Below are 23685 nucleotides of genomic sequence, written 5' to 3'. Positions count from 1 at the left end.
TGCAATACATAGGAACATAGCTTTCGTATATTGCTATAGAGATTCTTTAGCGTAAAGAATACTGCGTAAATTTCAGGTAAGAAAAAGAGAGAGGGAGAGGAGAGAGGCTTCTTAGAGCCTGCCCAGCCCAAAGGCCTGCCCCTTGAAGCGAGCGACGCCTATCACTGCCACAAGCGATGCCGCAAGCACAAGCGCTGCAACCACGCCAAACTCGGGAACGACCGACGCCCCCTTGATGCTGACCGGACCCGTGCTGCCGTCAGGCACCGTGAATTTTATCGTGGTGTCCGTAGCCGTCGAGCCCACCTGCTGGAAGCTTACCTCCTGGCCTCCCGCCGAGACGACCTGTATGCCGTCTATCATGGCCTTTGGCAGCGTCAGCTCCACGTCGCCGGGCTTGTCAAACCCGACGTCGATTGACTGGCCCGCGTTTATCGCGATGTTTGTGACCTTGGCGGTTGCCGAGCTGACCTTGACAGGGTAGCTCTTGCCTTCAAACGTGGCGGACACGGTGGAGGATTGTTGCCCGGATTGCTGCTGCATTACAGGCTGGCCGTTGTACGTCAGCGAGGCGAGGGTCTGCATGTTCGCCTGAACGACGTTGTCAGGCAGGGGCACGTACGAAAGCTCCTCGGCGTGTTTTTGCCCTTCGGGGCTGATTGCCCACGCGATAAAGTCAACAATCGCCTGGGCCTTTTGCATGCTGTTCACCTTGGGGGTCGTGCTCATCTCCTTGTACAGCAGCAGGTAGGAAAAGCTTGCAATCGGGTACGAGTCGTCGCCCGGCGCGTCAAGGAGCGAAACGTTGGCCCACGAGGCGTCGCCTGCCGGGAGAGACGTAGCTGCCGCTTCCACGGCCGCCTTTGTCGACGCAAGGGTCGGCTCGACAAAGTTGCCTGCCTTGTTCTTTATGCTGGCATAGTCCATCCCCGTCGTGAGCACGTACGAGAGCTCCACGTACCCAAGCGAGTAGGGCGTCTGGCCTATCGTGTTTGAAACGCCCTCGTTTCCGGGAGCGCCAACACCTGCGGGCCACTCGACGGACTTGCCTGCGCCCACCTGGTCCTTCCATTCCGGGCTCACCGTCGCTAGGTAGCTTGTCCAGACGAACGTCGTGCCGGAGCCGTCTGCCCTGCGCACCACTACGATGTCGCGGTCTGGGAGGTTTACGCCCTGGTTTTCAGAGGCGATCGCCGGGTCATTCCACTTCTTTATCTTTCCAAGGTAAATGTCTGCAAGGACGGGGCCGGTTAGTTTCAGGCCCTTCTCGACGCCCGGCACGTTGTACGCAGCGACCACGGAGCCTATTGTTTCAGGGATGTGGACTGCCGGCCCGGGCAGCGCGCTCCTCTCGCTTTCCGTGAGAGGCGCGTCAGACGCCCCAAAGTCCACCGTCCTTTCGGTGAACTGCTTTACCCCTCCGCCGCTTCCTATTGACTGGTAGTTCAGGCTGATGCTTGGGTCTACCTTCTGGTACTGCACCCGCCACGTGTCTATCAGCGGGAACGGAAATGTTGCGCCGGCGCCGTCTATCACTATCTGGCCCTGCGCGTAAACCGACAGCAGGGGCATAGCAGCCAGGACGGCGGCGAAAAATCCGGCAATAATCGTTGTTTTTTCAAAGCCGTGCATGTCAAAAGTAGCATAGACGCCCTTCTAATGGATGTCCGACGTAATTCTCATAGTTCGATTACCGGCGGCGTTGCCGCATTGTGAAAGGTCTTTCTATAATTTTGTTCATGCCGGCGCAGAAAATTATTTCACAAAAACGGTTAAGCAGAGGTTGATGGCATTACCCGCGGGCCGTTTATTGTTGGGATGAGGGGGGTTGGCTGTTCGGGGTTGCCATTCAACCTCAACGCCGTCGCCGTCCCCTGACATACTGCTGGGTAAAGACAAAAAGCTACCCAATATAGAACACCGGCAAGCTGTAGGCGCGCGTTGAACTATGTGTTGACTGTCGGCAAGGGATATGAGCACACCGCGCAGAATAACTGGCGGCCATGCAACAACAACAGGCAGTAACAGCAACAACAATAATAATAGGTTCTGAAAGGCATTTTGCGCTGTGCGAGTCGTGCTTTTGGAGCGCGACCGTGTTTGGCAGGGACGCGCCTGCATGCCCGTCGTGCACGGGCGGGAACGTCTCGATGATACCGCTTGCAAGGGACGAGGAGTACCGCGTCAGGGTGCTGCCGTCTGCCGGCGTAGAGATGTCTTTTTCAAGGGCAAAAAAGAAGTGACCTGCTTCTATATTGTAAAGTGGTACATTTTCAGCTATGTTCTTTCATGCGGCTCTGCTTTAGTGCAGGCCGGGCGATTGCAGACATGCCATGAAGGTTGCAAACTTTTACGCAATCGTTTCCGCCGTGGCGCTGGTTGGGGTTCTTTTATTGTCACCCGCAGCGACCATTGCAGGCGCAAGCGCGGCTTCAGGTGGCTTTTTGACGGGCGCGGCCCCGTACGTCACGGTGGCAGACCCGGCAAGCGCCTCGGTCAAGGCCATAATCACCAGCGGCGACAAGATAGGCGACTATACCTTTGCCAACATCCCAGACGGCATCGGCGCGTACGTCATCAAGGTAGACAAAAAGCTTGACGTATTTATCAGCCACGAGCTCAACAACGGGACAAACCACGGGGGCTTTGCAAAGGTGTCCGAGCTCGTCCTCAACAAGGACGGCGAGGTGATAGAGCAGCAGCTTGTCATAGACGGCTCGCAGCAGTACGAAAGGTTCTGCTCCTCCTCGCTTGTGGACGGCCATGGCTTTACGCACCCTGTCTACTTTGCAAACGAGGAAGTCAGCGACGGCCTGGTTGTAGGCGTCGACGCCAGGACCGGCAAGGTCACAGAGATGCCGTGGCTTGGCAGGCTGTCGCACGAAAACACCATCCACGTCCCGTACTTTGAAAAGACCGCGGGCAAGACCGTCATGATCACGACGGAGGACGGCGAGGCGACCGAGTCCGAGGTCTACATGTACGTGGCAGACTCGCCCAAAGATTTCATGAAGGGCAAAGGCCAGCTTTACGTCTTCAGTGCGCTTGAAAACACTACCACCAACAGCTGGGACGACATTTACTTCTCGACAGGCCGGGTGGCCGGAAGGTTCGTGCCTGTGAGCTGGGACTACAAGACCCAGGACGCTGCTTCACTCCATGCCGCGGCGCACGCGGCCGGCGCTTTCTCCTTCATAAGGCCCGAGGACGCGGCCATGGACAAGCGCGACGGGCATGAAAACGTCATGTACATGGCTGACACCGGAAACGACAAGGACGAAAACGGGGCCGCGATCCCGCCGGGCGCAAACGGCCAGAGCTGGGAGAGGGGCAGGATGTACAAGTTCGCGTTTACCGACCCCAGGAACCCGACCAAGGCATCCTTCCAGGTGATAATGGACGGCAACGACCCCGCTGCGCCGGGCTACAACGCAAGCCTCAGCCTCGGCATGTCAAACCCGGACAACATTGACACGAGCGAAAAAAGCCTGATGATACAGGAGGACCGCATCGGCGTGACCCGCTCGGACCCGTCAAGCCCGTACGACATTGCCAACAACGCCAAGATAATCAGGGTCAGCCTCGACTCGATAGACGCCGGCCACGCCGACATGAAGGTCGTGGCCCACGTGAACCAGAACGCGGATCGCGCGGCAAAGCACGGCGACTGGGAATCCTCCGGCATACTGGACGTCTCGGAGTTCTTTGGCAATGGAAGCTGGCTTGTGGACGTTCAGGCGCACAGCATCAAGGAAGGCGGGCAGCTGCTTCTACTGAAGGTAGATGGCTCGTAAGGGCCTCCCCATTCTTTTTTAACCATATACTGCAAATATATAGACAAGTTTGATATACGCGCCGGCTTTACCAGCTCCCGTGGATCTTTACATCCTGCGTCACGGCGAGGCAGGCAAGAGGCTTGCCGCCGGGAGCAAGGATTCCGAGCGCCCGCTCACGGTCACGGGCGAGGAGGAGGTAATGGAGATAGCCGGCGCACTTGCCGATCTCGGGGTAAAGCTCGACTTTGTGGCCGCAAGCCCGCTTGCAAGGGCGCGCCAGACCGCCGAGATTGTCGTCAAGAAATTAAAGATCAAGAAAGGGAAATTCGAGCTGTGGGACGAATTAAAGCCGGAGGGAAGCAGGGTTGCGCTCTACTCCAAGCTTGCCCGGTTCAAGCCCGAGGATTCCGTGATGGTGGTGGGCCACGAGCCGTACCTCAGCAGCCTGGTTCGCGACCTGGCGTTTGATGGCCAGGGCGACGGGCGCATCGTGCTGAAAAAGGCCGGCCTTGCCAAGGTAGGCGTGACGTCGCTTCGGCCAAGGGCAAAAGGAGAGCTGCGGTGGCTTCTCACGCCGCGGCACATGAAGAGGATGGTAGCATAATAATAATGAAAGTCTCTGTCGTCGACCTGGGCTTTAACTCGGTCAAGATGGTCAACTATGACGTCAAGCGCGACGGCACCTTCAAGGCGTACAGGCAGGAAGGGGTCAAGGTCAAGCTGGGAGAGGGGCTCGGCAGAGGAGGATATCTTTCCGGCGAGCCTGTGCAGCGCACCATCGAGGCATTGAAGCTGTTCCGCGACGTCATCAATTTCGATTCCATACGGCACGTGCTGCCGGTCGCGACAAGCGCGGTGAGGGACGCTGCAAACCGCGACTCTTTTCTTAAGCGGGTCCGCGAGGAGACCGGCTTTCAGTTCAAGGTGCTCTCCGGCGAGGAAGAGGGGTTCTACTCGTATGTCGGCGCGCTGGAATCGACGTGCATACCCACGTCGCTCTTTTTCGACCTCGGGGGCGGGAGCCTGGAGCTGGTCTACACCGAGAATTACGGCATAAAGAAGGTCGAGTCGTACCCGCTTGGCGCGCTGCGCCTGTCAAAGATGTACGGCAATAATAATAACAACAAAGATAATGACGATGGCAAAGATGACGATGATGACGGCTCGTTTTCAAAGAAGGCGTACGGCAAGATGGAGGAGCGCATACTGGACACGCTGCCGGACAGAAAGGAGCTTGGCATAAGCGTCGACACCACGCTCGTTGGCGTCGGCGGCACGCTGCGGGCGATTGCGCGCTATGAGCAAGAGCTTGCCGGCTATGAGCTTGACAAGATCCACAACTACCGCATGGACCATTCTTCCGTCTCTGCCATAGCAAGCGAGCTGTACAAGATGGACAGGGGCGATCTTGAGAAGATAAAGGCAATCGGGAGCAACAGGGTCGACACTATTGTCGCCGGCGCGGCGGTAATCTCGCTTCTCATGCAAAAGCTGGACTTTGACAAGGTGGTTGTCAGCGCAAGGGGCCTGCGCGAAGGGATACTGTCGGTGTTTTTGCGCGACCCAAAGGCGTTCTACAGCAATAACGTGATGACTGCCGAGCGGGCCAAGGCGTACGTCACGTTTGCGTGCCAGCAGGAGGTGCTCCCGCAGTACGCGTTTTCGCTGGTCAAGCCGCTAGTGTCTGCCGGCCTGCTGCGCGAAAAAGAGCGGGCGATACTGGGCCACGCGCTCAAAGAGATGGCCACCCTTCCCAACGTCACCAACCTGAGCAACCTCTTCCACCTGATAATGGACGAGGACAACGCGTTTCTCACGCACCGCGAGCAGCTGATCCTTGCGCTTGCCATAGTCCACACCAAGAAGGAAAAGACAGTGGACTGGCTGTTTTCAAGGTACGGGTCGATACTGGAGCCGCAGAACAAAAAGTCGATCGAGAAGATCTCGGCGTGCATAGTGCTCTCGGAGATCCTTGAAAGGACAAAGGCGACGGCGCGCCTGTCAATAAGCGGCAACAACAACAAAAAAGTCGCAATCAGGATCATGCAGAGTAGCGGCAGCAGGCAGCCGGCCGTCCCGGCAACGCTCCTTGCAAGCGCGCTGCGCAATTTCGAGCGCGCGTTTGACGTCGCTGCAAGCTGCCAGGTTGTTGTTTCTGCAGCAAACGGGTCTGCATCAAAAAAGCATCAGGAGGTCAAGGTGATCGTATGATATGGTGATGATGTCGTATGTTAAAAATCGCGAAATAATACCGGGCAGGCTGATAATAGTAGAGGGCGTGGACGGGTCCGGCAAGTCCACGCAGATACGCCTGCTTGAAAAGTGGTTCAGGTACATGGGGCTGCCGGTGTTCTTTACCGAGTGGAACTCGTCAGAGACGGTGAAGGAGATAACGTCCAAGGGCAAGAAAAAGGCCCTGCTGACGCCAATAACGTTCAGCCTCCTGCACGCCACCGACTTTGCCGACCGGTACGAGCGCCACATACTGCCGCTCTTGCGCGCAGGGTACATCGTGCTTGCCGATCGCTATATCTACACGGCGTTTGCCCGCGACGTCGTGCGGGGCTGCCACCCGCGCTGGGTGCGCCACATGTACGACTTTGCAGTCAAGCCTGACATCTCGTTCTACTTCAGAGTGCCGGTGGACGTGGCGTTTGACAGGATAGTGAAAAACAGGCCGAAACTAAAGTACTACGAGGCGGGCATGGACCTGAACCTGAGCAACGACCCCTATGAAAGCTACCGCATATTCCAGGGAAGGATAGTGGAGCAGTACGACTCGATGGTCGGGCCGGAGAACTTTGTCGTAATCGACGGCACGGCAGACATCGAGGAGCAGCAGAAGGCCATGCGCCAGAAGGTGATGGAGCTTTTGCCAAGGCAGTTTTTCCGGGGCAAGCAACAGCAGCAGGAGAAGGAGGTGCCGGCAGAGTGAGGCGCAGCAGCAGGATGGCGGCAGCAGCAAGCCAGGCAGCAGGAAGGACCATCCAGTTCTACGGCCACGGCATACCCTACATCGACGATACCGAGATCAAGGGCAGGCTCATAGTGATAGAGGGGCCCGACGCGTCCGGCAGGAGCACCCAGATTGGGCTGATAACGGCCAAGCTTGAAGCCGCGGGGCACGCCGTGCTCAACACGGGCTTGAAGCGGTCGGAGCTGATAAGCGAGGGGATACTGGAGGCCAAGAGGAATTTTGCCGGCAGAAAGACGCTCTCGCTCTTTTACGCGGCCGATTTTGCGGACCAGCTTGAAAACAAGATAATCCCGGCGCTGCGCGCAGGGTACATCGTGCTTGCCGATCGCTATATCTACACGCTGCTTGCAAGGGAAGCGGTAAGGGGCATCAGCAGGCGCTGGTCGCACAACCTGTTCTCCTTTGCAATAGTGCCAGACCTGGTGTTCTACCTCGATGTCAGGCCGGAGGAGCTGGTCCACCGCGTCTTTCAAAAGAACGCGTACCTCGACTACTACGAGTCTGGCGCCGACATGGGGCTTTCTGACGACATGTTCGAGTCTTTCATAAAGTACCAGACCATGATCGCCAAAGAGTTCCGCAGGATGCAAAAGCGCTACAACCTCGTGATAATAGACGGCAACAGGTCTATACCGGAGACAAACGCCGACCTGCAAAAGCGCATCGACGCCTTTTTGGAATCGGCGCGCGCAGGCAGGTTGGCGGCGCTTTAGCGATGATGCTGATGATGACACCAGACGGGGCGCAATTTGCGAAAAACTTTGAAACAAGCGGAGTGCGCGTGAAAAAGAGGCTTGCCGCGTACCTGCGCGACCCCGGCGACGAGGAGAACGTGCACAGCATGCGGACGTCCCTCCGGCGCCTTGAGGCGGCGTTTTCGCTCCTGCCAAAAAAAGAGCGCAAAAGGAACAGGAAGCAGGCGGACGCGTGCAAGGCGTTTTTCCGGGCCAACAGCCGCGTGCGCGACCTTGACATAGTCAGGGCAAGGATCACAGCCCTCGGGGGTGGGCCGTTTGTCGTGGACGCGATTGCAGGCAGGAGAAAAGCCGCGCTTGGCCGCGCCCTTGCGCTGGCGCGCTCGGTGGAAAAGAAAAAGATGATGATGCTGCCGGCGGCTGCAAGCGCAAAGAACATTGACGGAGACAAGCTTGCCGGGAGGATGGACAAGGTCGCCGGGAGGCTGGTTTTCGCGATTGAAGCGCGCCTGCCGGTGGTAGTAGGCGACAGCAGCAAAAAGGAGGAGCTGCACGAGCTGCGCAAGGACATGAAAAAGCTGCGCTACGTGCTTGAGATCCTTCCTGCCGGCCGCAGGAAAAAGTACGGCAGGGCCATAGCAAGGGTCGCCGGCGGCAGCAGCGGCAGCAACAGCAGAAGCAGGAGGAATGCCATGGCAATGCTCAAGGAGCTGCAGGGCACGCTCGGACTGATACGCGACTGCGACATCACAATAGAATACCTTCAGAACGCCAAGGGCGCAGAGGCTATTTTGCAGAAGGAAAAGGACGAAAGGGACGCGCTTTATGAAAAATTTACAAGGATGGTAAGCTAGACGCGCGCGTGCGTGCAGCCGGGGCCGTGCGTTATGCTGCTGCCATCCAGCATTGTCGAGCAGTGCGCGCAGCCACGCAGCTTTTCCCCCGCCGCAGCTACGGCACGCCCTGCAGCAGGTGTCCGGCGGCATGCGCGGCCCTTCGCAAAACAACGATTACTTTTCGCTTGCCTATGCCCGGCACATAGATCTACTGCCTAGACATATTCTATGTCGGGCAGGCTTTTCTCTTGCGCCCTCTCAAGTCTTCCTGCTATCCTGCGTACGAGGTTGACTGGAAACCCCGGCAGCAGAGGCACCATAATGACGCTGCGGGGCCACACCATCAACCTTTTCCTCTTCTTCATCTCTTTCTTTTCCTCTCCCCTGCCCTGCCACCACTACTATGCCATATGATCCCCGTTGTCAAAATTGATTCTACCTGCGGCAAATCCTCTTCATCGAATATGCACATATATCGCCCGGAGCCGATACAAGGCACGTGAGGCAGCACTCAATCGTTGTCATAGATGCTGACGCCTCCCCGTCCGGCTACATAGCCTGGTACAACCATCATACCGAGAAGGGTACGATAAGGCCCGTCCGCCCCTCGCCAAAGAACGAGCGGTTTGGTGTGCAGCGGATGGAGCTTTTGGCCATCTATTTCGCGCTCAGGGACAACCTTGCGCACATACGCAGGGCCCTAAGGCGCTCAAGCAAGAGGCGCATCGTAGTCGAGGTGAGGAGCGACTCGAAAACAACAGTGGACCAGCTCCGCGGCACGACGCAGATAAGGGACTCGCTCATGCGCAGGATCGTTTCGGTCATCGGCAGGCTCCTTGCAGGCATGGACTGCTGCACGACCATCGTCTTTGACCACCTTGAGCGGTCAAAGAACATCGCCGGCCTGATGCTTGAGCAGAGGAGGCGCAAAGAACAGGAGCGCATGATGGAGATGCTCTCCTCTTCGTACGACATGCCGGGGTTTGCGCCGCCGGTGTCGTCGCTATGCGCCTGATGATGACGACCACTTTTTCATCCACTGGAGCAGGTTGATGACAGACTCGACGAGCTCCTGACCCTTTGGCGTCAGCCTGTACTCGACGCGGGGCGGGATCTCGCTGTACGCCTTGCGCTCCAGTATGCCGCCTTTTTCCAGCTCTTTTAGCCGGATTGCAAGTGTCTTGCTGCTTACTCCCTTTATGGCGCCCCGGAACTGTTTGTAGCGCACCGGCTCGGTGGTGCAGCACAGCGGTATCAGGATCTCAAGCGTGCCCCTTTTCGTTATTATCCTGCGCAGCCTCGCGGTTTCAGACATGAGAGAGGTGGCGTCATAGCCGTCAAAGCCGCAGCCGTTGACCATCGGCAGTTTATTCTTGGTTTCCATCTTTACACCAGCTGTATTTGTTTCCTCTTTACAACTTAAATAGTTTCTCTAGTAAAGCATTGGCATGAACAACGACAACAACGGGAACATCAAGGAAAAAGTGAGAGAAAAGTACGGCAGGGTCGCACTGTTGCAGGATTCATGCTGCGGGCCCGGCGAATGCGGGTGCGGCACGATGTCATCATCATCACCAATAGAGAGCGCAGGCGCCATCGGATACAGCAGAGAAGACCTGGCGTCTGTGCCTGAAGCAGCCATGCTGGGCGCAGGATGCGGCGCGCCATTGAATTTTGCGGGGCTGAAGGAAGGCGAGACCGTCGTGGACCTTGGCTCCGGGGCCGGCATTGACGTGTTCCTGTCTGCCAGGCGCGTCGGCGCAGGCGGCAGGGCGATCGGCATCGACATGACCGACGAGATGCTCGCAAAGGCGAGGAAAAACGCAAGCGAGCACGGCTATGCAAACGTCGAGTTCAGAAAGGGCGACATCGAGGAGCGGATACCGCTTGGCGACGCAAGCGCCGATGCCGTGATAAGCAACTGCGTCATCAACCTGACTTTTGACAAGGCAAAGACATTTTCCGAGATCCACAGGGTGCTGAAAAAAGGTGGCAGGATGGTCATCTCTGACATCGCCGCAGACAGGGAAGTCACGCAGGCTGACCCGGAAAAATGGTGCAGCTGCATCGACGGCGCGCTCACAAAGGAAAACTATATCGCCGCCATCAAGAAGGCAGGCTTTGAGGGCGTAAGCGTGCTTGAGGAGCGACCCTACATTGAAATGGACGGGCGCAAGCTGTCAAGCATAGTGGTAAGGGCCGTGAAATAAATGACAAAACAGCAGCAGGAAAAGACGGTGCTTTTCGTGTGCGTCGAAAACGCCGGCAGGAGCCAGATGGCAGAGGGCTTTTTCCGGAAATACGCGCCAAAAGGCTACAGGGCGATAAGCGCCGGGACGCGGCCGGCGCAAGAGATAAACCCGCTTGCGGTGCAGGCCATGAAGGAGGCAGGAATAGACATCAGCGGGCAAAAGAGCAAGGTGATAGACGACGACATGGTACGCAACTCTATCAAGGCGGTCAACATGGGCTGCATGGACAGGTCTGAATGCCCGCTCTTGTTCCTGAACAACCCTGTAGACTGGGGCGTGGAGGACCCAAAGGGCAAGCCTATTGAAAGGGTGCGCCTCATCCGCGACGACATTGAGAGAAGAGTAAAAGAGCTTGTCAGAGACCTCGAAAAAAGTAGCAACAGCAGCTAGGCTGGCCTCGGACAGAAAGAGGTTCCTTGCCGAGCTTGCCGGCACGTTTGTGGTAGTCGTCCTTGCCACCGGCTCTGTCGTGATTGACGCCAGGCTTGGCGGCAGCACCCTTGGCACGCCCTTTGCCGCAATATGCCCTGCGATCGCGGTCGCGCTGATGGTGTACGCCTTTGGGAAAATATCGATGGCGCATTTCAACCCTGCCGTGACGCTTGGCTTTCTGATAACAGGCCACATTGTGCCCCGCCAGTTCCCCGTGTATTTTGCGGCAGAAATAATCGGCGCGCTACTGGCAAGCGCGTTTGTCGCCTTTGCGATAGGCACCGAGGCAAACTTGGGGGCAAACGCGCCCGACTATTCGTTTCCGCTCCCCCTCATAATAGCGGTAGAAGTCCTTGCCACCGCGCTCTTGATGGCAATCATCTATGCCGTTGTGTACACAAAAGGTCTGAAAGGTTTCAGTGGCGTAGCCATCGGCGGCATGGTGGGCCTTGACATACTGTTCCTGTCGTTCGTGTCGGGCGCGTCGATGAACCCGGCAAGGTCGCTTGCGCCGGCGCTGCTCTCCGGCTTTGTTGCAGATTTGTGGCTGTACTGGACGGCAACCTTTGCCGGCGCTGCCATGGTCGCGATGATTGCGCGCAAAAAGTTCCGTTAGCCGGCCTTTTCTTCCGCGGGCTTGTTATCATCATCGCCGCCGCTGCTCTGCATCCTGATCCTGCTCCCGAACCTGATGATATAGGGCGCCAGAAACGTAGTCACGATGGTCACGACGCCAAGCAGTGGCAGTATGGTCGGACTGATGGCCCCTACGTCCTGCCCTCCCTTGACCACCACGAGCGACAGCTCTCCCTTTGCAGCAGACATGCCAAACCCTGTCCGGAGCGCGGTGACGCTGTCGTATTTTGCACGAGTCAGTATGCCAGTCACGATGAGGAACTTGGCCCCAAACGAGGTGAATATCAGTATCGCGGCAGGAAGTATGTAGTCCGGCAGGACCCGGATGTCCATGAGCGCGCCGATGGAGACAAAGAATATGGCGGCAAACATGTCGCGCAGCGGCAGGGTCAGTATCCTTGCGACTGCCGCGCTATTGGACTCGGCCACAAGCACGCCGGCAAGAAAGGCGCCGGTCGCCACCGACAGCCCTATGCCGTTTGCGATAAAAGAAAGCCCGAACGCGAGGCCGAGGATGACTATGAGAAGGAGCGCATAGTCGTTTGTCTTGCCGGCCCTGTCGATTATTTTGGGGAAAAAGCGCGACCCCAGGAACAGGACGCCTCCGATGAACGCGGCCACTATGCCGATTGAAACTGCCAGAGTCAGGGGCTCCACCTGGCCGCCGTTTGCCGCAAGCGATTGCAGGACGGCAAGGATGCTGATGGCCAGGATGTCCTCCACCACGGAAATGCCGAGCAGCAAGATGGACGACTTGTCCTTTATCATGCCCAGCTCCTCAAGTATCCTCACGGTCACGACGGTGCTGGTGATGGAAAGCGCCAGGCCGAGGAACAGCGAGTCAAAGAACGTAAAGCCGAGGTACTGCGCGATAAAGAATACGATAAAGAGCGTTCCAAGCGTCTCTGCCATTGCAACCACGAACGACACCCTCCCCACCGACCGCAGCTTTGCCATCGGAAATTCCGTGCCCACCACGAAGAGCAGCATGATTATGCCGAGCTCTGCCAGCACGTTTATGGTGCTAGCGTCCCTGACCAGGCTGAAAGGCGGCGTATAGGGGCCGATGAGTATGCCTGCAAGTATGTAGCCGATTACCATAGGCTGCTTCAGCTTGTAGGTGATGGCAATCATGACGGCGGCGACTATCATGACCACCGCAAAGTCCTGGACGATGAAATCTGTCGGACCGTTTCCGGGCGCGAAAAACTGCGGGAAAATCGTGGTGCCGATTGTTGCGGCGGTATGGTTCACCGCACTACCTAGAGCTTGCCAAGAATAAAAACAAGCTTATGTTGTGCATTTACAAGTTTGTGCGGGTGTGTGTGCATTTATTTTTAGGTGGGTAGGTTTTATAGCAATAGCAGTGTGTCGCGTTTTAACATAAAGCGCCGTCTGCTGTTTGTGGCGATAGGCGCAATCGTCTTCTTTGCGGCGTACTCTGCCGGCGCGGCCGTGCAGATGACGCCGGAAGAGGCCAAGGAGGTCCGCGACTCGTTTTCGTCGCAGATAGAGGACATTGACGACATCGGGATATTCGTCAACAACGTCAGGATCGCACTTGGCATGTTCGTGCCGGGGCTTGGCATCGGCCTTGGAGTGTTTTCCGGCTACGCCACAGGCAACGTCTTTGCTGCGCTTGCGCAAGACTCGCCGGCGCTGCAGGGCATACCGCCCCAGCTCATCCTCATCACCCCGTTTGGCATAATGGAGGTCGTCACGTACGGCCTTGCGATGTCAAGGAGCGGGATGCTGATCTATTATTTCGTGAAAAAGAGGCCGTGGCGCGAATACCTTGTACCGACGCTGATAGAGCTTGGCATAGCAGCGGCAATACTGCTTGCGGCAGCCGGAATAGAGTGGTGGATGATACAGGAGCTTGGCGGGCAAAACCTGGAGCTGGAAGGATTCTAATTAATTATAATGTGTATGGACATGGATGTAGGCTTGATACTATTAATCAATACTCTACGCAGATTCCCGGCACTGCGACCTTTTTGAATAGGTGCGGCCTGCTGACGATCCCGTCGGGATAGTGTGCAAGCCTTGCCCGAAATGCAGGGTCGCTAACAGCCTGCTTCATGTGCGCTGCCGGCTCCCATACTGCATAATTGACAAAAACAGTGCTTCCGCCTATGCCACGGTGAAGCTGCGTGGAGATAAGCCCCGGCTTTTGCTTGAAAAATGTGGCATCTTCCGCCCAAGCCTTGAGCATTTTATCAACGTCCTGAGGTTTTACATTGAATACGTTGATAAAAACTACTGGCCTTCCATCCTTTTTCTTCTAGCTGTTGATCGAGTTTGACGTTCTCGTCCAATTCCTCAACCTTTATCATGATTAGTACGTGTCATATGTGCCCGCATGATAGAAAAGAGTTATCGTGCAGATAATAATGATGAGAATGTTGCGTTCTTCTTCTTATACAGAGATTTTTATCAACTAGTCCTCTATTGCAGGCTCAGGACCCGCGGGTCCCTTCAGGTTGTATTTCTCGATAAACTCTGAAGCCTTGGCCGCCACCTCGGCCCACTTCCACCTCTTGACGCTCATCCTGCACAGGTCGACCTTCCACTGCTCCTTGCGCTTCATCCACCGGTAGAGCCGGAGGTCCCTGCCGTACTGGCTTTCTACCACCACCAGCGCGACTATCAGGTTGTCGCTCCTGTAGACGTCATGGCCGTCAAGCACCTTGAACGTGGCGGAAACAGGGTAGCGGGATTCGCTCATATGTGTATACAGGCTTTTTTGTTGCTGCCGCCGGTTTTAAGCTTTGGCAAGCCAGCTTAGATTCTCTTGAACAGGCCCGGATAAGTCACGACCAGCCCGTGTTCGTCAACCTCGATGTCCCTGACAAAACCGCCGTCTACTGATTCGTACCTGTAGAGCCTGCCAGGCTCAAGGCATGTGTAGCGCTGGAGGTCGGCCGTGACGGCCAGATCGGGCAGGCTGATGTAGGCTACAGAGACGTCCTTGCTCTGGCCCAGCTTCAGGCCAAGCCGGCGGATGGGTATGGTGTTAGTGAAAGGCGTGGCCGAAATGTCGACGTCGATGGCGCCGCTCAGGTGGGGCAGGAGGGCGCCAGAAGCGCCGTCGGTCCAGTTGCCGTTGCCGTCGCTTGCGAGTTCAACTTGTCTGCTGCTGCCGCCAATCAGCCCGACTTTGACCTTTCTTGTCCGCCATGATCCGTCGCAGGCGATCCTGTAGCTGGCAGAATAGGCCGCCCCTTGTTGTTGCTGCAGCTGCAGGACAGACTCTGCCAAGATGCCGTCCGGGCCTTCCTCCAGGACAAGGCGCTCGTGGCCATCGCCCGCCCAGGTATGCCAGCGTGCAACGATTGTTGTCGTCGTCAAGCCAGAGATTTTCAAAGGGCACCTGATCTTTAAAGTCTTGATGGACAAAAAGAGAGAAGGGAAAGGCCCTTGCTTCTTACTGGGTCTCGCCGCATGCAGGGCAGGTCTTTTGCGCCTTGGGCATCTTGGCTCCGCATTCGGCGCAGTATTTCATTGAAGCCCTGTTGTCCTGTTGTTGATGATGAGCCATGCCAACAGACTTCTTTTCCATTGACATTACGGCTTGTAAAAGCCGTTTTTGATATATAAATACAGTTTACAAACGCGTTGAACTGGTATGCAAGTATCAGTATTTTCACGCGGTATGATTGATATTTATTGTGGCAAAAGGCGCAGGAATATGCGCATGATCGGGCTCAAGGTGCACAGGACGCCCAGGTTCTCCGGCCCGCCCAGAATAGTCGCGGCGCTCCCGGACATGGGAAACGTGGCCGGAATCGGCCTTGCGTACCTTGCGAAAAAGCTTGACGCCAAGGTTTTTGCCGAGCTGTACTCGTTCTGGCCCCCCTTTGTCAGCTACAAGGACGGCATTGTTGCTGATTTCAAGCAGGCAAGTTACCGCTTTTACGCAGTCGACGAAAGCAACCTTTTGATATTCACCGGCGATTTCAACCCAGCCGACCCAAGGCGCCTGTACGAGGTCTGCTACGAAGTGCTCGGCATGGCGCAGCGTATGAACGCAAGCGCGCTGTACTCAATCGGCGCCGCGCTCAGGCAGCCGGGCGCAGGCGGCAGGGTGCTTGCCGCCTCCAACAACCCGGCGCTCGTACAATCGCTGAAGGAGGCAGGTGCCGAGATGCTGCAGGGTGAGGGCCAGATTTCCGGCTTTAACGGCCTGGTGCTCGGCCTTGCAAAGGAGCGCGGGATCGACGCGGCGTGCATGCTGGGGGAGATCGACAACCCGAACATCATCCAGCCAAAGGCCGCGCAGTCGATTCTGCAGGTTTTGCTAAAGTTGCTGGGCTTGGAGCCATTTGACATGGCGCAGCTTGACGAGGAGGAAAAGAGAAAGAACTTCATGGAGCAGCAGGTAGGCTACCTTGAAAAGGTGATTGAAAGGGGCGAGCCCCCGGGCGTCGCCTGATTATTATTATTCAGTTTTAAAACTCCAGGTACGTCTGCCTCTTTACCTGATCGATAACCATCGCCGACAGGTCAGAGAACTCTTTTCCCTCAAGGTCGCTCACAACGCCCTTGAACGTCGTCTCCTTGTCGGTCGTCAGGTGCTCAAACACCCACACTTTCAGCTTTTGCGTGTCGATGCCGTTTGCCTTCAGGAATTTTGCAATGTCAGACTGCATGAAGTGCTTTGACAGGTCGCGCGGCCACGGCCTTGGAAGCAGTATCACGCTCTTGCCGTCCTTGACCGCCTGCACGAGATCCTTCTTTTTCTGCTCAATGTCGCCCGTCACGTGGAAGGTGACGATGAACGCCTTGTCGGTCGGCACGCGGGATTTTGCGGCGGCCACCTGTATGGAGCTGATGCCGGGTATTATCTGGACGTTGTCGTCGCCAAATATCTCCAGCAGGCGGTCAACCACTTCGGATTCGGAGAAATTGACGTCGCCCGTGAAAGGCACGGTGCAGTACTCGCCGTCCTTCATCCTTGCATAGACTCCCTGGTACACATCCTCCTGCGACTTCATCGTGACTTCGAGGACCTCCTGCCTGCTGCGGTCAATGGCGCCCTCTATCGTGGCAAGCGTGTACCTGTAGCCGACAACGTATTTTGATTTCCTGACGGCCTCTTTTGCCGCGTCGGTCACGTACAGGGGCGACCCGGGCCCGACGCCTACCACAAAGAGCTTTTTTGGCAACGAGAATGTGGAAAGAAAAATGCCTTCTTTAATTATTGCTATTGCTGCCTGCTGCTATCTTGCGACGACCATCGTGTTGGTGCTGCGCACGCCCTTTATCTTGCGCAGCTCCCACGAGACGACACGCTGGACTTCCTTTTCGTCCGGCTCCTCCACCACTGCCATGATGTCGTATTCGCCGTACAGCTCGTAAACTTCCTTCACCCCGTCGAGTGCTTTGATCTCTTCATGCAAAAGGCCCTCAACGCCGGTGTCGGCATTGATTAAAACGAATGCTTTGGTCATTTATCGGTCTTTACTGGTAATACGTGCCTCCACAACTGCCCATATAACGCTTTGCCTAGGCCGCCGTTTTCACCAGATTGATGAGAGGGGTCCAGTCCATGCGCTGGAATTCCAGCGGATCCTTTGCAGGGTACGTGACCCAGCCCTTGACGATTGAGAACTTGACAGTCTTGGTCGTGTCGCCGAGGTTGAGCTTTACCTTGAGGAGCGTGCCCCACCTCTTTTCCTCCGAGGTTATGTCCATTATCTGCCGGAACGGCACCTCGAAATTGTCCGGGCTCTTGTCGAGGTCCTTTTCCAGCTCTTTTATGCCATAGCCCTCGGCTGGCCTGAAAACGTTCTCGCCGGCCTTGAAGCGGTTCAGCTGCCGGGTAGAGTAGGTGTCGTGCGCGCGGTACGTCATCTCTGTCTTTGAGATGAACGCAAGGCGCCTGTCGGTTATCACCAGCATGCCCTCCTTGCCGCGCTTTAGCAAGCCCTCGTCCTCTTTCCAGACCCAGAAGAGATGCGCCTTTATCTGCTCGTCCCACTCGACCAAGTCATTCTAGCAAAGCAAGTGTGCTAATTAAAAGTTAATTGTGTGTGGATCTAACTGCCTACTATTACCAGTTTGCCCAGCTTCTTTTTCAAGCCGTGCACGTCTTTTTCAAAGTCGTATTCTTCCAGCGAAACCTCGGTGGCGACCCCCTTTTTGTTGAAGTGAATTTTTGCCCAAAGGTTGCGGCCAACAGTTTCAAACAAAGTCTGGGCTATTTCTTTTGGGAGTTTTTGCCTTTGGATGTGCCGGTGGAATAGTAAATTGTTGCATCCTTGTCCTTGTCATAAAAGCCGATTTCCATGTTGCCGTTTTTGTATTTATGTCACGTGAAAGACGAATCCATGTGTACATAGCCCATGTTGTTGGGGCATATCTCTTGTTATGATATAAAGCGTTTCTTAGAGTGTGTGTGCTGTCTGATAAAATCTGAAAAAGAAAGAAAAGAGAAGAGAAAGAAGGACTTAACCTTCTTCCCAGCCCTTCACGAAGAGACCGTGCTTCTTCAGTGGGACTGGCTGTCCTGGGGTGTAATCCATCGGCCTCATCCAGAAGATTGCCTTTGTCGGGCAAACGCCGATGCATGCTCCGTCGGAGATGCATCTCTCTGGATAGAAGACAAATGCCTTACCCCTCTTCCATCCTTCCACCGGCTTGACCCTGAGTACATCTGGACCGAGAGCGGTGCAGATTTCTACGCAGAGCGCGCAGCCGATGCAGTGCTGTTCAGAAACATCAGGAAGTATTGCGACTGGCATCTAGTTCACTAAGCGTTGTCAGTGCTTGAAACTATTTAAACTCTGTGCCGTCTGTATAACAGCGATATATCATTCGCCGCGATCTGAGAGAAACAGAAATGCAAAAGAGGCTGATCCAATGCAGGCATTGCGGCATACCGAGGGATATGTAGCGGAGTAAACCGCCAACCAATGGTCGTGGCTCTTTTTCTGGCACAACGCAACAGGTGCCTGCATCTTTTCAGCCAGTCTAGCTGGGCAGATAGACTAGGCATACATCGACATTTGTATAATATATAGGGTTCTCATGATCGCTTGGTATTCTTCAGTCCTGACCATACACTATTAAGCCAATTTCTGCCATCTTGCACCCATGACGCTCCTCCACATGGCCTTTGACGACACCGACTCAAGGGCAGGCCGGTGCACGACGCACCTGGCCTTCCGGGTCGCAGGAGAGCTGAAAGAGAGGATGGGGGCGGAGCTTGTCGATTATCCGTTGCTTATACGGCTCAACCCCAACATCCCCTGGAAGACGCGGGGCAACGGGGCAGTCTGCCTGCGGGCAAGGGTAAGGGATGCAGGCAGGGTTGTTGATTACGTCAGGCAGGCGGTGGAGGAAGGCTCGGCTATCGGCAGCGGGGCAAACCCGGGCGTGGCGTTTCTGGAAGGAGAATTGCTGCCAGAGAAATTGAAGCAGTTTAGCGCCTTTGCCATGTGCGATGTGTCCAGCCGGCAGCAGGCCGAAAAGGTGGCAAAAGAGTGCGGGATAAGATTCTGGACGTTTGGCAACGGGCAGGGGCTCGTCGGCTCGCTTGGCGCGATGGGCTGCGCCCTTGACGGCGACCACACGTTTGAGCTCATTGCGTACCGCACGCCGGAAAACTGCGGCACACCCCGGGTGGTGGACAATGACAGGATAATCAAATTCAGCAAGGAAACTTTTCCATATACGTTCAACAACTATGACCAGAATCACGGCAGGGTGTTGATTGCGCCGCACGGGTCCGACCCCGTGTTCTTTGGCGTCCGGGGCGAAAGCCCGGAGGTGGTGTCGTCAGCCATTTCCAGAATATTATTGCCGGCGGCGGAAAAACTGGAAGGCCATATGGTGTTCCGCTCAAACCAGGGCACCAACATGCACCTGCAAAACGAGCTTGACCTGCGCGCGGCAAAGGCGTACACGGCCGGCTACGTCATGTGCAGGGTAAAGAGCAGGCCGTACGCGATGGAGGGAGGGCACGTGATGTTTTCGGTGGAGCAGGCGGCAGGGGCAGAGATGCCGGCGGCGATCTACGAGCCGACCGGCCTTGCAAACATCGCAGTCGCGCTTGCGCCGGGCGACCTCATCGAGATAGGCGTCGGGGTGCGCAAGGGAACGACTCTGCACCCCAAGATACTGAACGTCGAATACTTGCTGGTAAAGAAGCTGGCGCCTGTTTATGACGTCGCAAACCCGCTGTGCAGGATGTGCGGCAAGCGCATGAAGTCAGAGGGCAGGAACAAAGGCTACCAGTGCGAAAGATGCAAGTTCCGCGACCAAAAAGCGCAGAAAATAATGGTGGAAAAAGAGCGCACGATAAAGCCTGGGCTGTACGTGCCGACGCCCAAGGCACACCGGCACCTGACAAAGCCGTTGCACAGGTACGGCATGGAAAAATCAGGCTTTCAATATGCATATGTGGGTAAAGTATAGCGGGGGGTGGATTTTCCGGATAGAAGTACGTGTGTGTATCCTGTTGAACCACCGATCTGCGGGTTATGAGCCCGCCGGGATGACCTGGCTTCCCCACCCCGCTGACAGCATTTCTACGATGGGGGAATATATCTCTGCCTGCCCAAGTCAGCGCAGGGAGCGATTAGAAATGCGCCTGCGCACATATGCAATGACAACGACTATCGCCGCAGTCACGATCACAGCGTAAGCGATTTTTATTGCGGCGTCGTACGCGTTGCAAGCCGGCTGCTCGCAGGGAAAAAGCTGCGCAAGCAGTGCCTCAAGCATATATGTAATCATGATATAGCAGCTGCGTGCACCTAAAGATTGCTAGCATAGTCATTCCTCTTCTTCTTGCTGCTCTTGTTCTTCTTCCTGCTGCTGGCGCGCCCTTGCCGCCGCCTTTTCCCGCATCTCTGCCAGGCGCGACGCAAGCCACGCCCGCCAGTACGCGTCAAAATCAAGCGACGACTCGGCAGTAGACAAGGCAAAAGAGGGTTGCAGACCAAACAATATAGGTTTATTTCTCCGCCTTGCGCGCTACGAACCAGAGAATAGCAAAATGAACGTCAAGTCTGCCGGCGACGTCGACTTTGCCAAGCGCGGGGGCGTGATCCCCGTGATAGTGCAGGACCGCAGGACAAAGGACGTGCTGACGCTCGTCTACGCCAACAAAGAGGCGCTTGAAAACACGATAAGAACTGGAAACGCATGGTTCTGGAGCACGTCGAGAAACAAGCTCTGGATGAAGGGCGAAGAGTCCGGAAACGTCCAGCCGGTGCACGAAATTTTGGTAGACTGCGACTCGGACGCGCTGCTGTACATCGTGGATTCAGAGAAGCCGATGTGCCACACTGGCGAGCGCACCTGCTTCCACAATGTGCTGAAATAGCCGGATTTCTTTGCATTTCCTGCACGCCTGCTGTCAAAACTATGAAAATTTGCAGGAAATTTCCTGTTAAGTATTACAATATCAATGCACTAGAAAGTTAAGCAATACTTAAAATGTGCTTAGAGATGTTCTAATAATTAGCTTTCAGAGAAAGGGCGTTAAATAAATCATGGGAAGTATCAAGTCATTAAGGTGCAGAGAATGCGGCAAGGAATACGAGCCGCAGTTCCGGTACGTTTGTGAAGAGTGTTTCGGCCCCCTGGACGTGACGTACAGGGAGGCGTCGATAAACAGGCACACGTTTGACCTTAGGGAAAAGACCTACTGGCGCTATTTCGAGCTCCTCCCCATCACGGACAAGGCAAACGTTGTCAGCCTCAACGCAGGATTGACGCCGCTCCAGCACGCAGACAAGCTGGGCGAGCGACTGGGATTGAAGAACCTTTACATCAAGAACGACTCGGTCAACCCGACGTTTTCGTTCAAGGACAGGCCCGCCGGCGTCGCGGTGTCAAGGGCCAAGGAGACGAAACTAAAGGCGGTAGGATGTGCGTCGACGGGCAACCTTGCTTCCGCCACCGCCGCGCATGCTGCAAAGGCAGGCCTTCCCTGCTACATCTTTGCGCCCTCTGACATCGAGCACGTCAAGATAGCGCAGGCGCTTTCGTACGGCGCCGAGTTTGTCGCCGTAGAGGGCACGTACGACGACGCAAACAGGGTCGCCTCGATAATCGGCGACTCCAAGGGTTACGGCATCGTCAACATCAACATGAGGCCCTACTACGTGGAAGGGTCAAAGACGCTTGCGTACGAAGTCGCCGAGCAGCTTGGATGGGAGGTGCCTGACAGGCTGATAATCCCTGTCGGCTCGGGCGCGATGCTCAACGCGATTTGCAAGGGCTTTGAAGAGCTGCACGCGCTCGGTCTTGTCGGCAGCGTCAAGAACCTCAAGATAGTGGCGGCGCAGCCGCACGGGTGCGCGCCGGTGGTCGACGCGTTCAAGCGCAACTCTGACGAGGTTATCCCGGTGGAAAGGCCTGAGACGATAGCCAAGAGCCTCGCAATCGGCGACCCGGGCGACGGCATTTACGTGCTAAAGAGGTTGAAGCAGTACGGCGGCCTTGCGGAGGAAGTAGGCGACGAGGAGATAAGGGACGGCATCATGATGCTTGCGCAGTCAGAAGGCATATTCACAGAGCCGGCCGGCGGGGTTTCAGTGGGCGTGCTGAAAAAGCTGGTGGACGAAGGCAACATAGACAAGGACGAAAAGGTAGTCTGCTACGTCACCGGCAACGGGTTAAAGGCCACAGAAGCAATTATAGGGGTGCTGCCGAAACTTACCGCTGTCAAGCCGGACGCAGCCGCTGTCTCGGCGATGATCGGGTGATTATAGGCACATGGCAAAAGTGGAATTTACAGTCCCGTCGGTATTGAACAAGGGCCAGGGAGAGAAAAAGCTCCCCATAGACGCTTCGGATCTCCAGGACGCCTTTAACAAGGTGTCGGAGCAGATGGGCGACGATTTCAAGCGCCGCGTGTTTGACCACAACGGCAAGCCCCGCTCGCTCATCAACATCTACGTGAACGGCAAGAACATGCGCTTTTCAGGCGGCATGACGACTGCGCTCAAGGACGGCGACAACGTCTACATACTGCCGGCGGTTGCCGGTGGCGCCGAGCTGACAAGCGAGGAACTGCAGCGCTACTCTAGGCAGGTGATGCTTGAAGAAATAGGCTTTGAGGGAATGGAAAAGCTCCGCGCTGCCAAGGTGTGCGTGGTCGGCGCAGGCGGGATCGGAAACCCTGTGGTGACGCAACTGGTGGCAATGGGCGTCGGCAAGCTCCGCATAGTCGACAGGGACGTCATTGAAATCACGAACCTGCACAGGCAGCACCTTTACACAGAAGAGGACATCGGCAGGGTAAAGGTCGAAGCTGCTGCTGATCGCTTGCGCAAGATGAACCCCGGCGTGGAAATCGAGCCGGTGCCCACGTCGGTGACGAAATACACCGCAGAAAGCGTCGTCAAGGGCTTTGACCTTGTCATAGACGCGCTCGACAGCGTCGATGCACGCTATGCGCTAAACGACGCGTGCATCAAGCACAACATCCCGCTCATCTACGCGGGCGCGATTGGGATGCTCGGCTCTGTAACCACAATAATCCCGAACAAGACTGCGTGCCTGAGATGCCTGTTCCCGGCGCTCAACGAGGACGAGATGCCGGCGTGCAGCACGGAAGGCGTACACCCGTCGATACTGTACCTCGTAGGCGGCATACAGGTGTCAGAGGCGGTGAAGATAATCACGGGCCAGCAGCCGACGCTTGTCAACAAGCTGATGTACGTCGACCTCAACGAGCTGTCGTTTGAAAAGGTCCAGATCGCAAGGCAGGACGAGTGCCCGGCCTGCGGCACGGCAAGGACGATAAACGGCCAGCAGGTAACCGCAAAGGAGCTGATAATAGAAGAGCTGTGCGGCAGGGACCGTGGCAAGAGGACGTGGACCATAACGCCGGCAAACCCAGTGCCAGTCAACCTTGGTGGCATCAGCAAGACGGCCGAGACGCTCGGCTACCAGGTCAGGACGCGGGGCACGCTTGGCATCACGGCGACAAACGCGAGCAGGATGTCGGTGAGCTTTTTGTCGAGCGGCGCGGCGACCATAGTAGGCGCAAAAGACGAAGAAGAAGCGGTAGCTGTTTACAATAATTTCATAAAAAATGGCTAGAATTACTGAAATAAACGC

At 56.1% G+C, this 23685-nt stretch carries 32 protein-coding genes and 1 tRNA gene; 17 read left to right on the top strand and 16 right to left on the bottom strand.

Annotation, left to right across the window (positions count from 1 at the left end; genetic code table 11):
• Positions 1-111: 111 nt before the first annotated feature.
• Positions 112-1632, bottom strand: a complete 1521-nt coding sequence (gene pstS, locus NVIE_RS10020) for a phosphate ABC transporter substrate-binding protein PstS (RefSeq protein WP_075055122.1) — start codon at positions 1630-1632, stop codon at positions 112-114.
• Positions 1633-2003: 371 nt separating this feature from the next.
• On the opposite strand from pstS, the gene NVIE_RS10015 reads away from it, so the two are divergent.
• The 7 genes from NVIE_RS10015 (at position 2004) to NVIE_RS09985 (ending at position 8302) form a co-directional block, all read left to right on the top strand.
• Positions 2004-2243 (top strand): hypothetical protein, encoded by a 240-nt coding sequence (locus NVIE_RS10015; RefSeq protein WP_075055121.1) that lies wholly within the window; start codon positions 2004-2006, stop codon positions 2241-2243.
• 90 nt (positions 2244-2333) lie between these two features.
• Positions 2334-3794: a PhoX family protein gene (locus NVIE_RS10010; RefSeq protein WP_075055120.1), complete on the top strand. Its 1461-nt coding sequence runs from the start codon at positions 2334-2336 to the stop codon at positions 3792-3794.
• A 79-nt stretch (positions 3795-3873) separates the two neighbouring features.
• Positions 3874-4380 carry a phosphohistidine phosphatase SixA gene (gene sixA, locus NVIE_RS10005; RefSeq protein WP_075055119.1) on the top strand — a complete coding sequence of 169 codons (507 nt, stop codon included), beginning with the start codon at positions 3874-3876 and terminating at the stop codon, positions 4378-4380.
• Positions 4338-5987, top strand: coding sequence for a Ppx/GppA phosphatase family protein (locus NVIE_RS10000; protein ID WP_227717342.1), 1650 nt, complete (start codon positions 4338-4340; stop codon positions 5985-5987). Before sixA ends, NVIE_RS10000 begins: the two co-directional genes overlap by 43 nt.
• A 1-nt stretch (position 5988) precedes the next feature.
• The gene (gene tmk / locus NVIE_RS09995) at positions 5989-6711 is read left to right on the top strand and encodes a dTMP kinase (RefSeq protein ID WP_227717341.1); all 723 of its coding nucleotides are present in this window, start codon (positions 5989-5991) and stop codon (positions 6709-6711) included.
• The gene (locus NVIE_RS09990; protein ID WP_227717340.1) at positions 6708-7466 is read left to right on the top strand and encodes a dTMP kinase; all 759 of its coding nucleotides are present in this window, start codon (positions 6708-6710) and stop codon (positions 7464-7466) included. The genes tmk and NVIE_RS09990 overlap by 4 nt, the downstream gene beginning before the upstream one ends.
• A 2-nt stretch (positions 7467-7468) precedes the next feature.
• Positions 7469-8302, top strand: a complete 834-nt coding sequence (locus NVIE_RS09985) for a CHAD domain-containing protein (RefSeq protein ID WP_075055117.1) — start codon at positions 7469-7471, stop codon at positions 8300-8302.
• A gap of 197 nt (positions 8303-8499) precedes the next feature.
• Here NVIE_RS09985 and NVIE_RS15530 read toward each other — a convergent pair whose 3' ends face one another.
• Complete coding sequence (locus tag NVIE_RS15530) at positions 8500-8649, bottom strand: hypothetical protein (protein ID WP_158435195.1); 150 nt, start codon at positions 8647-8649, stop codon at positions 8500-8502.
• Between the two features lie 134 nt (positions 8650-8783).
• Between NVIE_RS15530 and NVIE_RS09980 the strand changes: the two genes are divergently transcribed.
• The gene (locus NVIE_RS09980) at positions 8784-9299 is read left to right on the top strand and encodes a ribonuclease H family protein (protein WP_075055116.1); all 516 of its coding nucleotides are present in this window, start codon (positions 8784-8786) and stop codon (positions 9297-9299) included.
• Here NVIE_RS09980 and NVIE_RS09975 read toward each other — a convergent pair.
• Positions 9288-9668 (bottom strand): winged helix-turn-helix transcriptional regulator, encoded by a 381-nt coding sequence (locus tag NVIE_RS09975; RefSeq protein WP_075055115.1) that lies wholly within the window; start codon positions 9666-9668, stop codon positions 9288-9290. The genes NVIE_RS09980 and NVIE_RS09975 overlap by 12 nt on opposite strands.
• Positions 9669-9732: 64 nt before the next feature.
• Here NVIE_RS09975 and arsM point away from each other — a divergent pair, with 64 nt between their 5' ends.
• Genes arsM through NVIE_RS09960 form a run of 3 tightly spaced genes read left to right on the top strand, consistent with a single transcriptional unit; the run spans position 9733 to position 11584 of the window.
• The gene (gene arsM, locus NVIE_RS09970; protein ID WP_075055114.1) at positions 9733-10494 is read left to right on the top strand and encodes an arsenite methyltransferase; all 762 of its coding nucleotides are present in this window, start codon (positions 9733-9735) and stop codon (positions 10492-10494) included.
• Positions 10495-10926, top strand: a complete 432-nt coding sequence (locus NVIE_RS09965; protein ID WP_075055113.1) for an arsenate reductase ArsC — start codon at positions 10495-10497, stop codon at positions 10924-10926. It abuts the gene before it with no gap.
• Positions 10889-11584 carry an MIP/aquaporin family protein gene (locus NVIE_RS09960; RefSeq protein ID WP_227717339.1) on the top strand — a complete coding sequence of 232 codons (696 nt, stop codon included), beginning with the start codon at positions 10889-10891 and terminating at the stop codon, positions 11582-11584. Before NVIE_RS09965 ends, NVIE_RS09960 begins: the two co-directional genes overlap by 38 nt.
• Here NVIE_RS09960 and NVIE_RS09955 read toward each other — a convergent pair.
• The gene (locus tag NVIE_RS09955; protein ID WP_075055112.1) at positions 11581-12858 is read right to left on the bottom strand and encodes a cation:proton antiporter; all 1278 of its coding nucleotides are present in this window, start codon (positions 12856-12858) and stop codon (positions 11581-11583) included. The genes NVIE_RS09960 and NVIE_RS09955 overlap by 4 nt on opposite strands.
• 114 nt (positions 12859-12972) lie before the next feature.
• On the opposite strand from NVIE_RS09955, the gene NVIE_RS09950 reads away from it, so the two are divergent.
• The gene (locus NVIE_RS09950) at positions 12973-13518 is read left to right on the top strand and encodes a stage II sporulation protein M (RefSeq protein WP_084790764.1); all 546 of its coding nucleotides are present in this window, start codon (positions 12973-12975) and stop codon (positions 13516-13518) included.
• 46 nt (positions 13519-13564) lie between these two features.
• On the opposite strand, the gene NVIE_RS09945 is transcribed toward NVIE_RS09950, so the two are convergent.
• The 4 genes from NVIE_RS09945 to NVIE_RS15525 all read right to left on the bottom strand — a co-directional run bounded on the left by NVIE_RS09945 (position 13565) and on the right by NVIE_RS15525 (position 15172).
• Positions 13565-13819, bottom strand: a complete 255-nt coding sequence (locus NVIE_RS09945; RefSeq protein WP_374213602.1) for an antibiotic biosynthesis monooxygenase family protein — start codon at positions 13817-13819, stop codon at positions 13565-13567.
• Between the two features lie 225 nt (positions 13820-14044).
• Positions 14045-14332 carry a hypothetical protein gene (locus tag NVIE_RS09940; RefSeq protein WP_075055111.1) on the bottom strand — a complete coding sequence of 96 codons (288 nt, stop codon included), beginning with the start codon at positions 14330-14332 and terminating at the stop codon, positions 14045-14047.
• Positions 14333-14388: 56 nt separating this feature from the next.
• A complete protein-coding gene (locus tag NVIE_RS09935; protein ID WP_158435194.1) occupies positions 14389-14955 on the bottom strand; it encodes a putative glycolipid-binding domain-containing protein in 567 nt (188 codons plus the stop codon).
• Between the two features lie 76 nt (positions 14956-15031).
• The gene (locus NVIE_RS15525; RefSeq protein WP_158435193.1) at positions 15032-15172 is read right to left on the bottom strand and encodes a zinc-ribbon domain-containing protein; all 141 of its coding nucleotides are present in this window, start codon (positions 15170-15172) and stop codon (positions 15032-15034) included.
• A 129-nt stretch (positions 15173-15301) separates the two neighbouring features.
• On the opposite strand from NVIE_RS15525, the gene NVIE_RS09930 reads away from it, so the two are divergent.
• Positions 15302-16039, top strand: coding sequence for a PAC2 family protein (locus NVIE_RS09930; protein WP_158435192.1), 738 nt, complete (start codon positions 15302-15304; stop codon positions 16037-16039).
• Positions 16040-16055: 16 nt separating this feature from the next.
• Here NVIE_RS09930 and cbiE read toward each other — a convergent pair whose 3' ends face one another.
• The 5 genes from cbiE to NVIE_RS09910 all read right to left on the bottom strand — a co-directional run bounded on the left by cbiE (position 16056) and on the right by NVIE_RS09910 (position 18350).
• Positions 16056-16772: a precorrin-6y C5,15-methyltransferase (decarboxylating) subunit CbiE gene (gene cbiE / locus NVIE_RS09925; RefSeq protein ID WP_075055109.1), complete on the bottom strand. Its 717-nt coding sequence runs from the start codon at positions 16770-16772 to the stop codon at positions 16056-16058.
• Positions 16773-16826: 54 nt separating this feature from the next.
• A complete protein-coding gene (locus NVIE_RS09920) occupies positions 16827-17057 on the bottom strand; it encodes an Lrp/AsnC ligand binding domain-containing protein (protein ID WP_075055108.1) in 231 nt (76 codons plus the stop codon).
• A 55-nt stretch (positions 17058-17112) separates the two neighbouring features.
• On the bottom strand, positions 17113-17595 hold the full coding sequence (locus NVIE_RS09915; RefSeq protein ID WP_075055107.1) for a hypothetical protein: 483 nt from the start codon (positions 17593-17595) through the stop codon (positions 17113-17115).
• A gap of 50 nt (positions 17596-17645) precedes the next feature.
• Complete coding sequence (locus NVIE_RS15520; protein WP_158435191.1) at positions 17646-17798, bottom strand: hypothetical protein; 153 nt, start codon at positions 17796-17798, stop codon at positions 17646-17648.
• 258 nt (positions 17799-18056) lie between these two features.
• Positions 18057-18350 carry an NADH-quinone oxidoreductase subunit I gene (locus NVIE_RS09910; RefSeq protein WP_075055106.1) on the bottom strand — a complete coding sequence of 98 codons (294 nt, stop codon included), beginning with the start codon at positions 18348-18350 and terminating at the stop codon, positions 18057-18059.
• 352 nt (positions 18351-18702) lie between these two features.
• Here NVIE_RS09910 and NVIE_RS09905 point away from each other — a divergent pair, with 352 nt between their 5' ends.
• Positions 18703-20025, top strand: coding sequence for a tRNA(Ile)(2)-agmatinylcytidine synthase (locus tag NVIE_RS09905; RefSeq protein ID WP_075055105.1), 1323 nt, complete (start codon positions 18703-18705; stop codon positions 20023-20025).
• On the opposite strand, the gene NVIE_RS09900 is transcribed toward NVIE_RS09905, so the two are convergent.
• From NVIE_RS09900 to NVIE_RS15510, 3 genes are all read right to left on the bottom strand, one after another.
• Positions 20023-20128: transfer RNA gene (locus tag NVIE_RS09900), tRNA-Met, on the bottom strand. The genes NVIE_RS09905 and NVIE_RS09900 overlap by 3 nt on opposite strands.
• 44 nt (positions 20129-20172) lie before the next feature.
• Positions 20173-20334, bottom strand: coding sequence for a hypothetical protein (locus tag NVIE_RS15515; RefSeq protein ID WP_158435190.1), 162 nt, complete (start codon positions 20332-20334; stop codon positions 20173-20175).
• Between the two features lie 51 nt (positions 20335-20385).
• Complete coding sequence (locus NVIE_RS15510; protein WP_158435189.1) at positions 20386-20532, bottom strand: hypothetical protein; 147 nt, start codon at positions 20530-20532, stop codon at positions 20386-20388.
• Between the two features lie 76 nt (positions 20533-20608).
• Here NVIE_RS15510 and hisI point away from each other — a divergent pair, with 76 nt between their 5' ends.
• The 3 genes from hisI (at position 20609) to NVIE_RS09885 (ending at position 23667) form a co-directional block, all read left to right on the top strand.
• Positions 20609-20938, top strand: a complete 330-nt coding sequence (gene hisI, locus NVIE_RS09895) for a phosphoribosyl-AMP cyclohydrolase (RefSeq protein WP_075055104.1) — start codon at positions 20609-20611, stop codon at positions 20936-20938.
• Positions 20939-21107: 169 nt separating this feature from the next.
• Positions 21108-22325, top strand: coding sequence for a threonine synthase (locus tag NVIE_RS09890; protein WP_075055103.1), 1218 nt, complete (start codon positions 21108-21110; stop codon positions 22323-22325).
• Positions 22326-22335: 10 nt separating this feature from the next.
• The gene (locus NVIE_RS09885) at positions 22336-23667 is read left to right on the top strand and encodes a ThiF family adenylyltransferase (protein WP_075055102.1); all 1332 of its coding nucleotides are present in this window, start codon (positions 22336-22338) and stop codon (positions 23665-23667) included.
• Positions 23668-23685: the final 18 nt, after the last annotated feature.

The sequence above is a fragment of the Nitrososphaera viennensis EN76 genome (assembly GCF_000698785.1).
Lineage (GTDB): Archaea > Thermoproteota > Nitrososphaeria > Nitrososphaerales > Nitrososphaeraceae > Nitrososphaera > Nitrososphaera viennensis.
The sequence above is the reverse complement of the archived record's forward strand: the minus strand, read 5'-3'. Positions and strand labels throughout refer to the sequence as shown.

Coding starts and splice junctions, on each gene's coding strand:
- pstS (WP_075055122.1), bottom strand. CDS start 1,632: ATGCACGGCTTTGAAAAAACAACGATTATTGCCGGATTTTTCGCCGCC.
- NVIE_RS10015 (WP_075055121.1), top strand. CDS start 2,004: ATGCAACAACAACAGGCAGTAACAGCAACAACAATAATAATAGGTTCT.
- NVIE_RS10010 (WP_075055120.1), top strand. CDS start 2,334: ATGAAGGTTGCAAACTTTTACGCAATCGTTTCCGCCGTGGCGCTGGTT.
- tmk (WP_227717341.1), top strand. CDS start 5,989: ATGGTGATGATGTCGTATGTTAAAAATCGCGAAATAATACCGGGCAGG.
- NVIE_RS09985 (WP_075055117.1), top strand. CDS start 7,469: ATGATGCTGATGATGACACCAGACGGGGCGCAATTTGCGAAAAACTTT.
- NVIE_RS15530 (WP_158435195.1), bottom strand. CDS start 8,649: ATGAAGAAGAGGAAAAGGTTGATGGTGTGGCCCCGCAGCGTCATTATG.
- NVIE_RS09975 (WP_075055115.1), bottom strand. CDS start 9,668: ATGGAAACCAAGAATAAACTGCCGATGGTCAACGGCTGCGGCTTTGAC.
- arsM (WP_075055114.1), top strand. CDS start 9,733: ATGAACAACGACAACAACGGGAACATCAAGGAAAAAGTGAGAGAAAAG.
- NVIE_RS09965 (WP_075055113.1), top strand. CDS start 10,495: ATGACAAAACAGCAGCAGGAAAAGACGGTGCTTTTCGTGTGCGTCGAA.
- NVIE_RS09945 (WP_374213602.1), bottom strand. CDS start 13,819: ATGCTCAAGGCTTGGGCGGAAGATGCCACATTTTTCAAGCAAAAGCCG.
- NVIE_RS09940 (WP_075055111.1), bottom strand. CDS start 14,332: ATGAGCGAATCCCGCTACCCTGTTTCCGCCACGTTCAAGGTGCTTGAC.
- NVIE_RS15525 (WP_158435193.1), bottom strand. CDS start 15,172: ATGTCAATGGAAAAGAAGTCTGTTGGCATGGCTCATCATCAACAACAG.
- NVIE_RS09930 (WP_158435192.1), top strand. CDS start 15,302: ATGATCGGGCTCAAGGTGCACAGGACGCCCAGGTTCTCCGGCCCGCCC.
- NVIE_RS09920 (WP_075055108.1), bottom strand. CDS start 17,057: ATGACCAAAGCATTCGTTTTAATCAATGCCGACACCGGCGTTGAGGGC.
- NVIE_RS09910 (WP_075055106.1), bottom strand. CDS start 18,350: ATGCCAGTCGCAATACTTCCTGATGTTTCTGAACAGCACTGCATCGGC.
- NVIE_RS09905 (WP_075055105.1), top strand. CDS start 18,703: ATGACGCTCCTCCACATGGCCTTTGACGACACCGACTCAAGGGCAGGC.
- NVIE_RS15515 (WP_158435190.1), bottom strand. CDS start 20,334: ATGCTTGAGGCACTGCTTGCGCAGCTTTTTCCCTGCGAGCAGCCGGCT.
- hisI (WP_075055104.1), top strand. CDS start 20,609: ATGAACGTCAAGTCTGCCGGCGACGTCGACTTTGCCAAGCGCGGGGGC.
- NVIE_RS09890 (WP_075055103.1), top strand. CDS start 21,108: ATGGGAAGTATCAAGTCATTAAGGTGCAGAGAATGCGGCAAGGAATAC.
- NVIE_RS09885 (WP_075055102.1), top strand. CDS start 22,336: ATGGCAAAAGTGGAATTTACAGTCCCGTCGGTATTGAACAAGGGCCAG.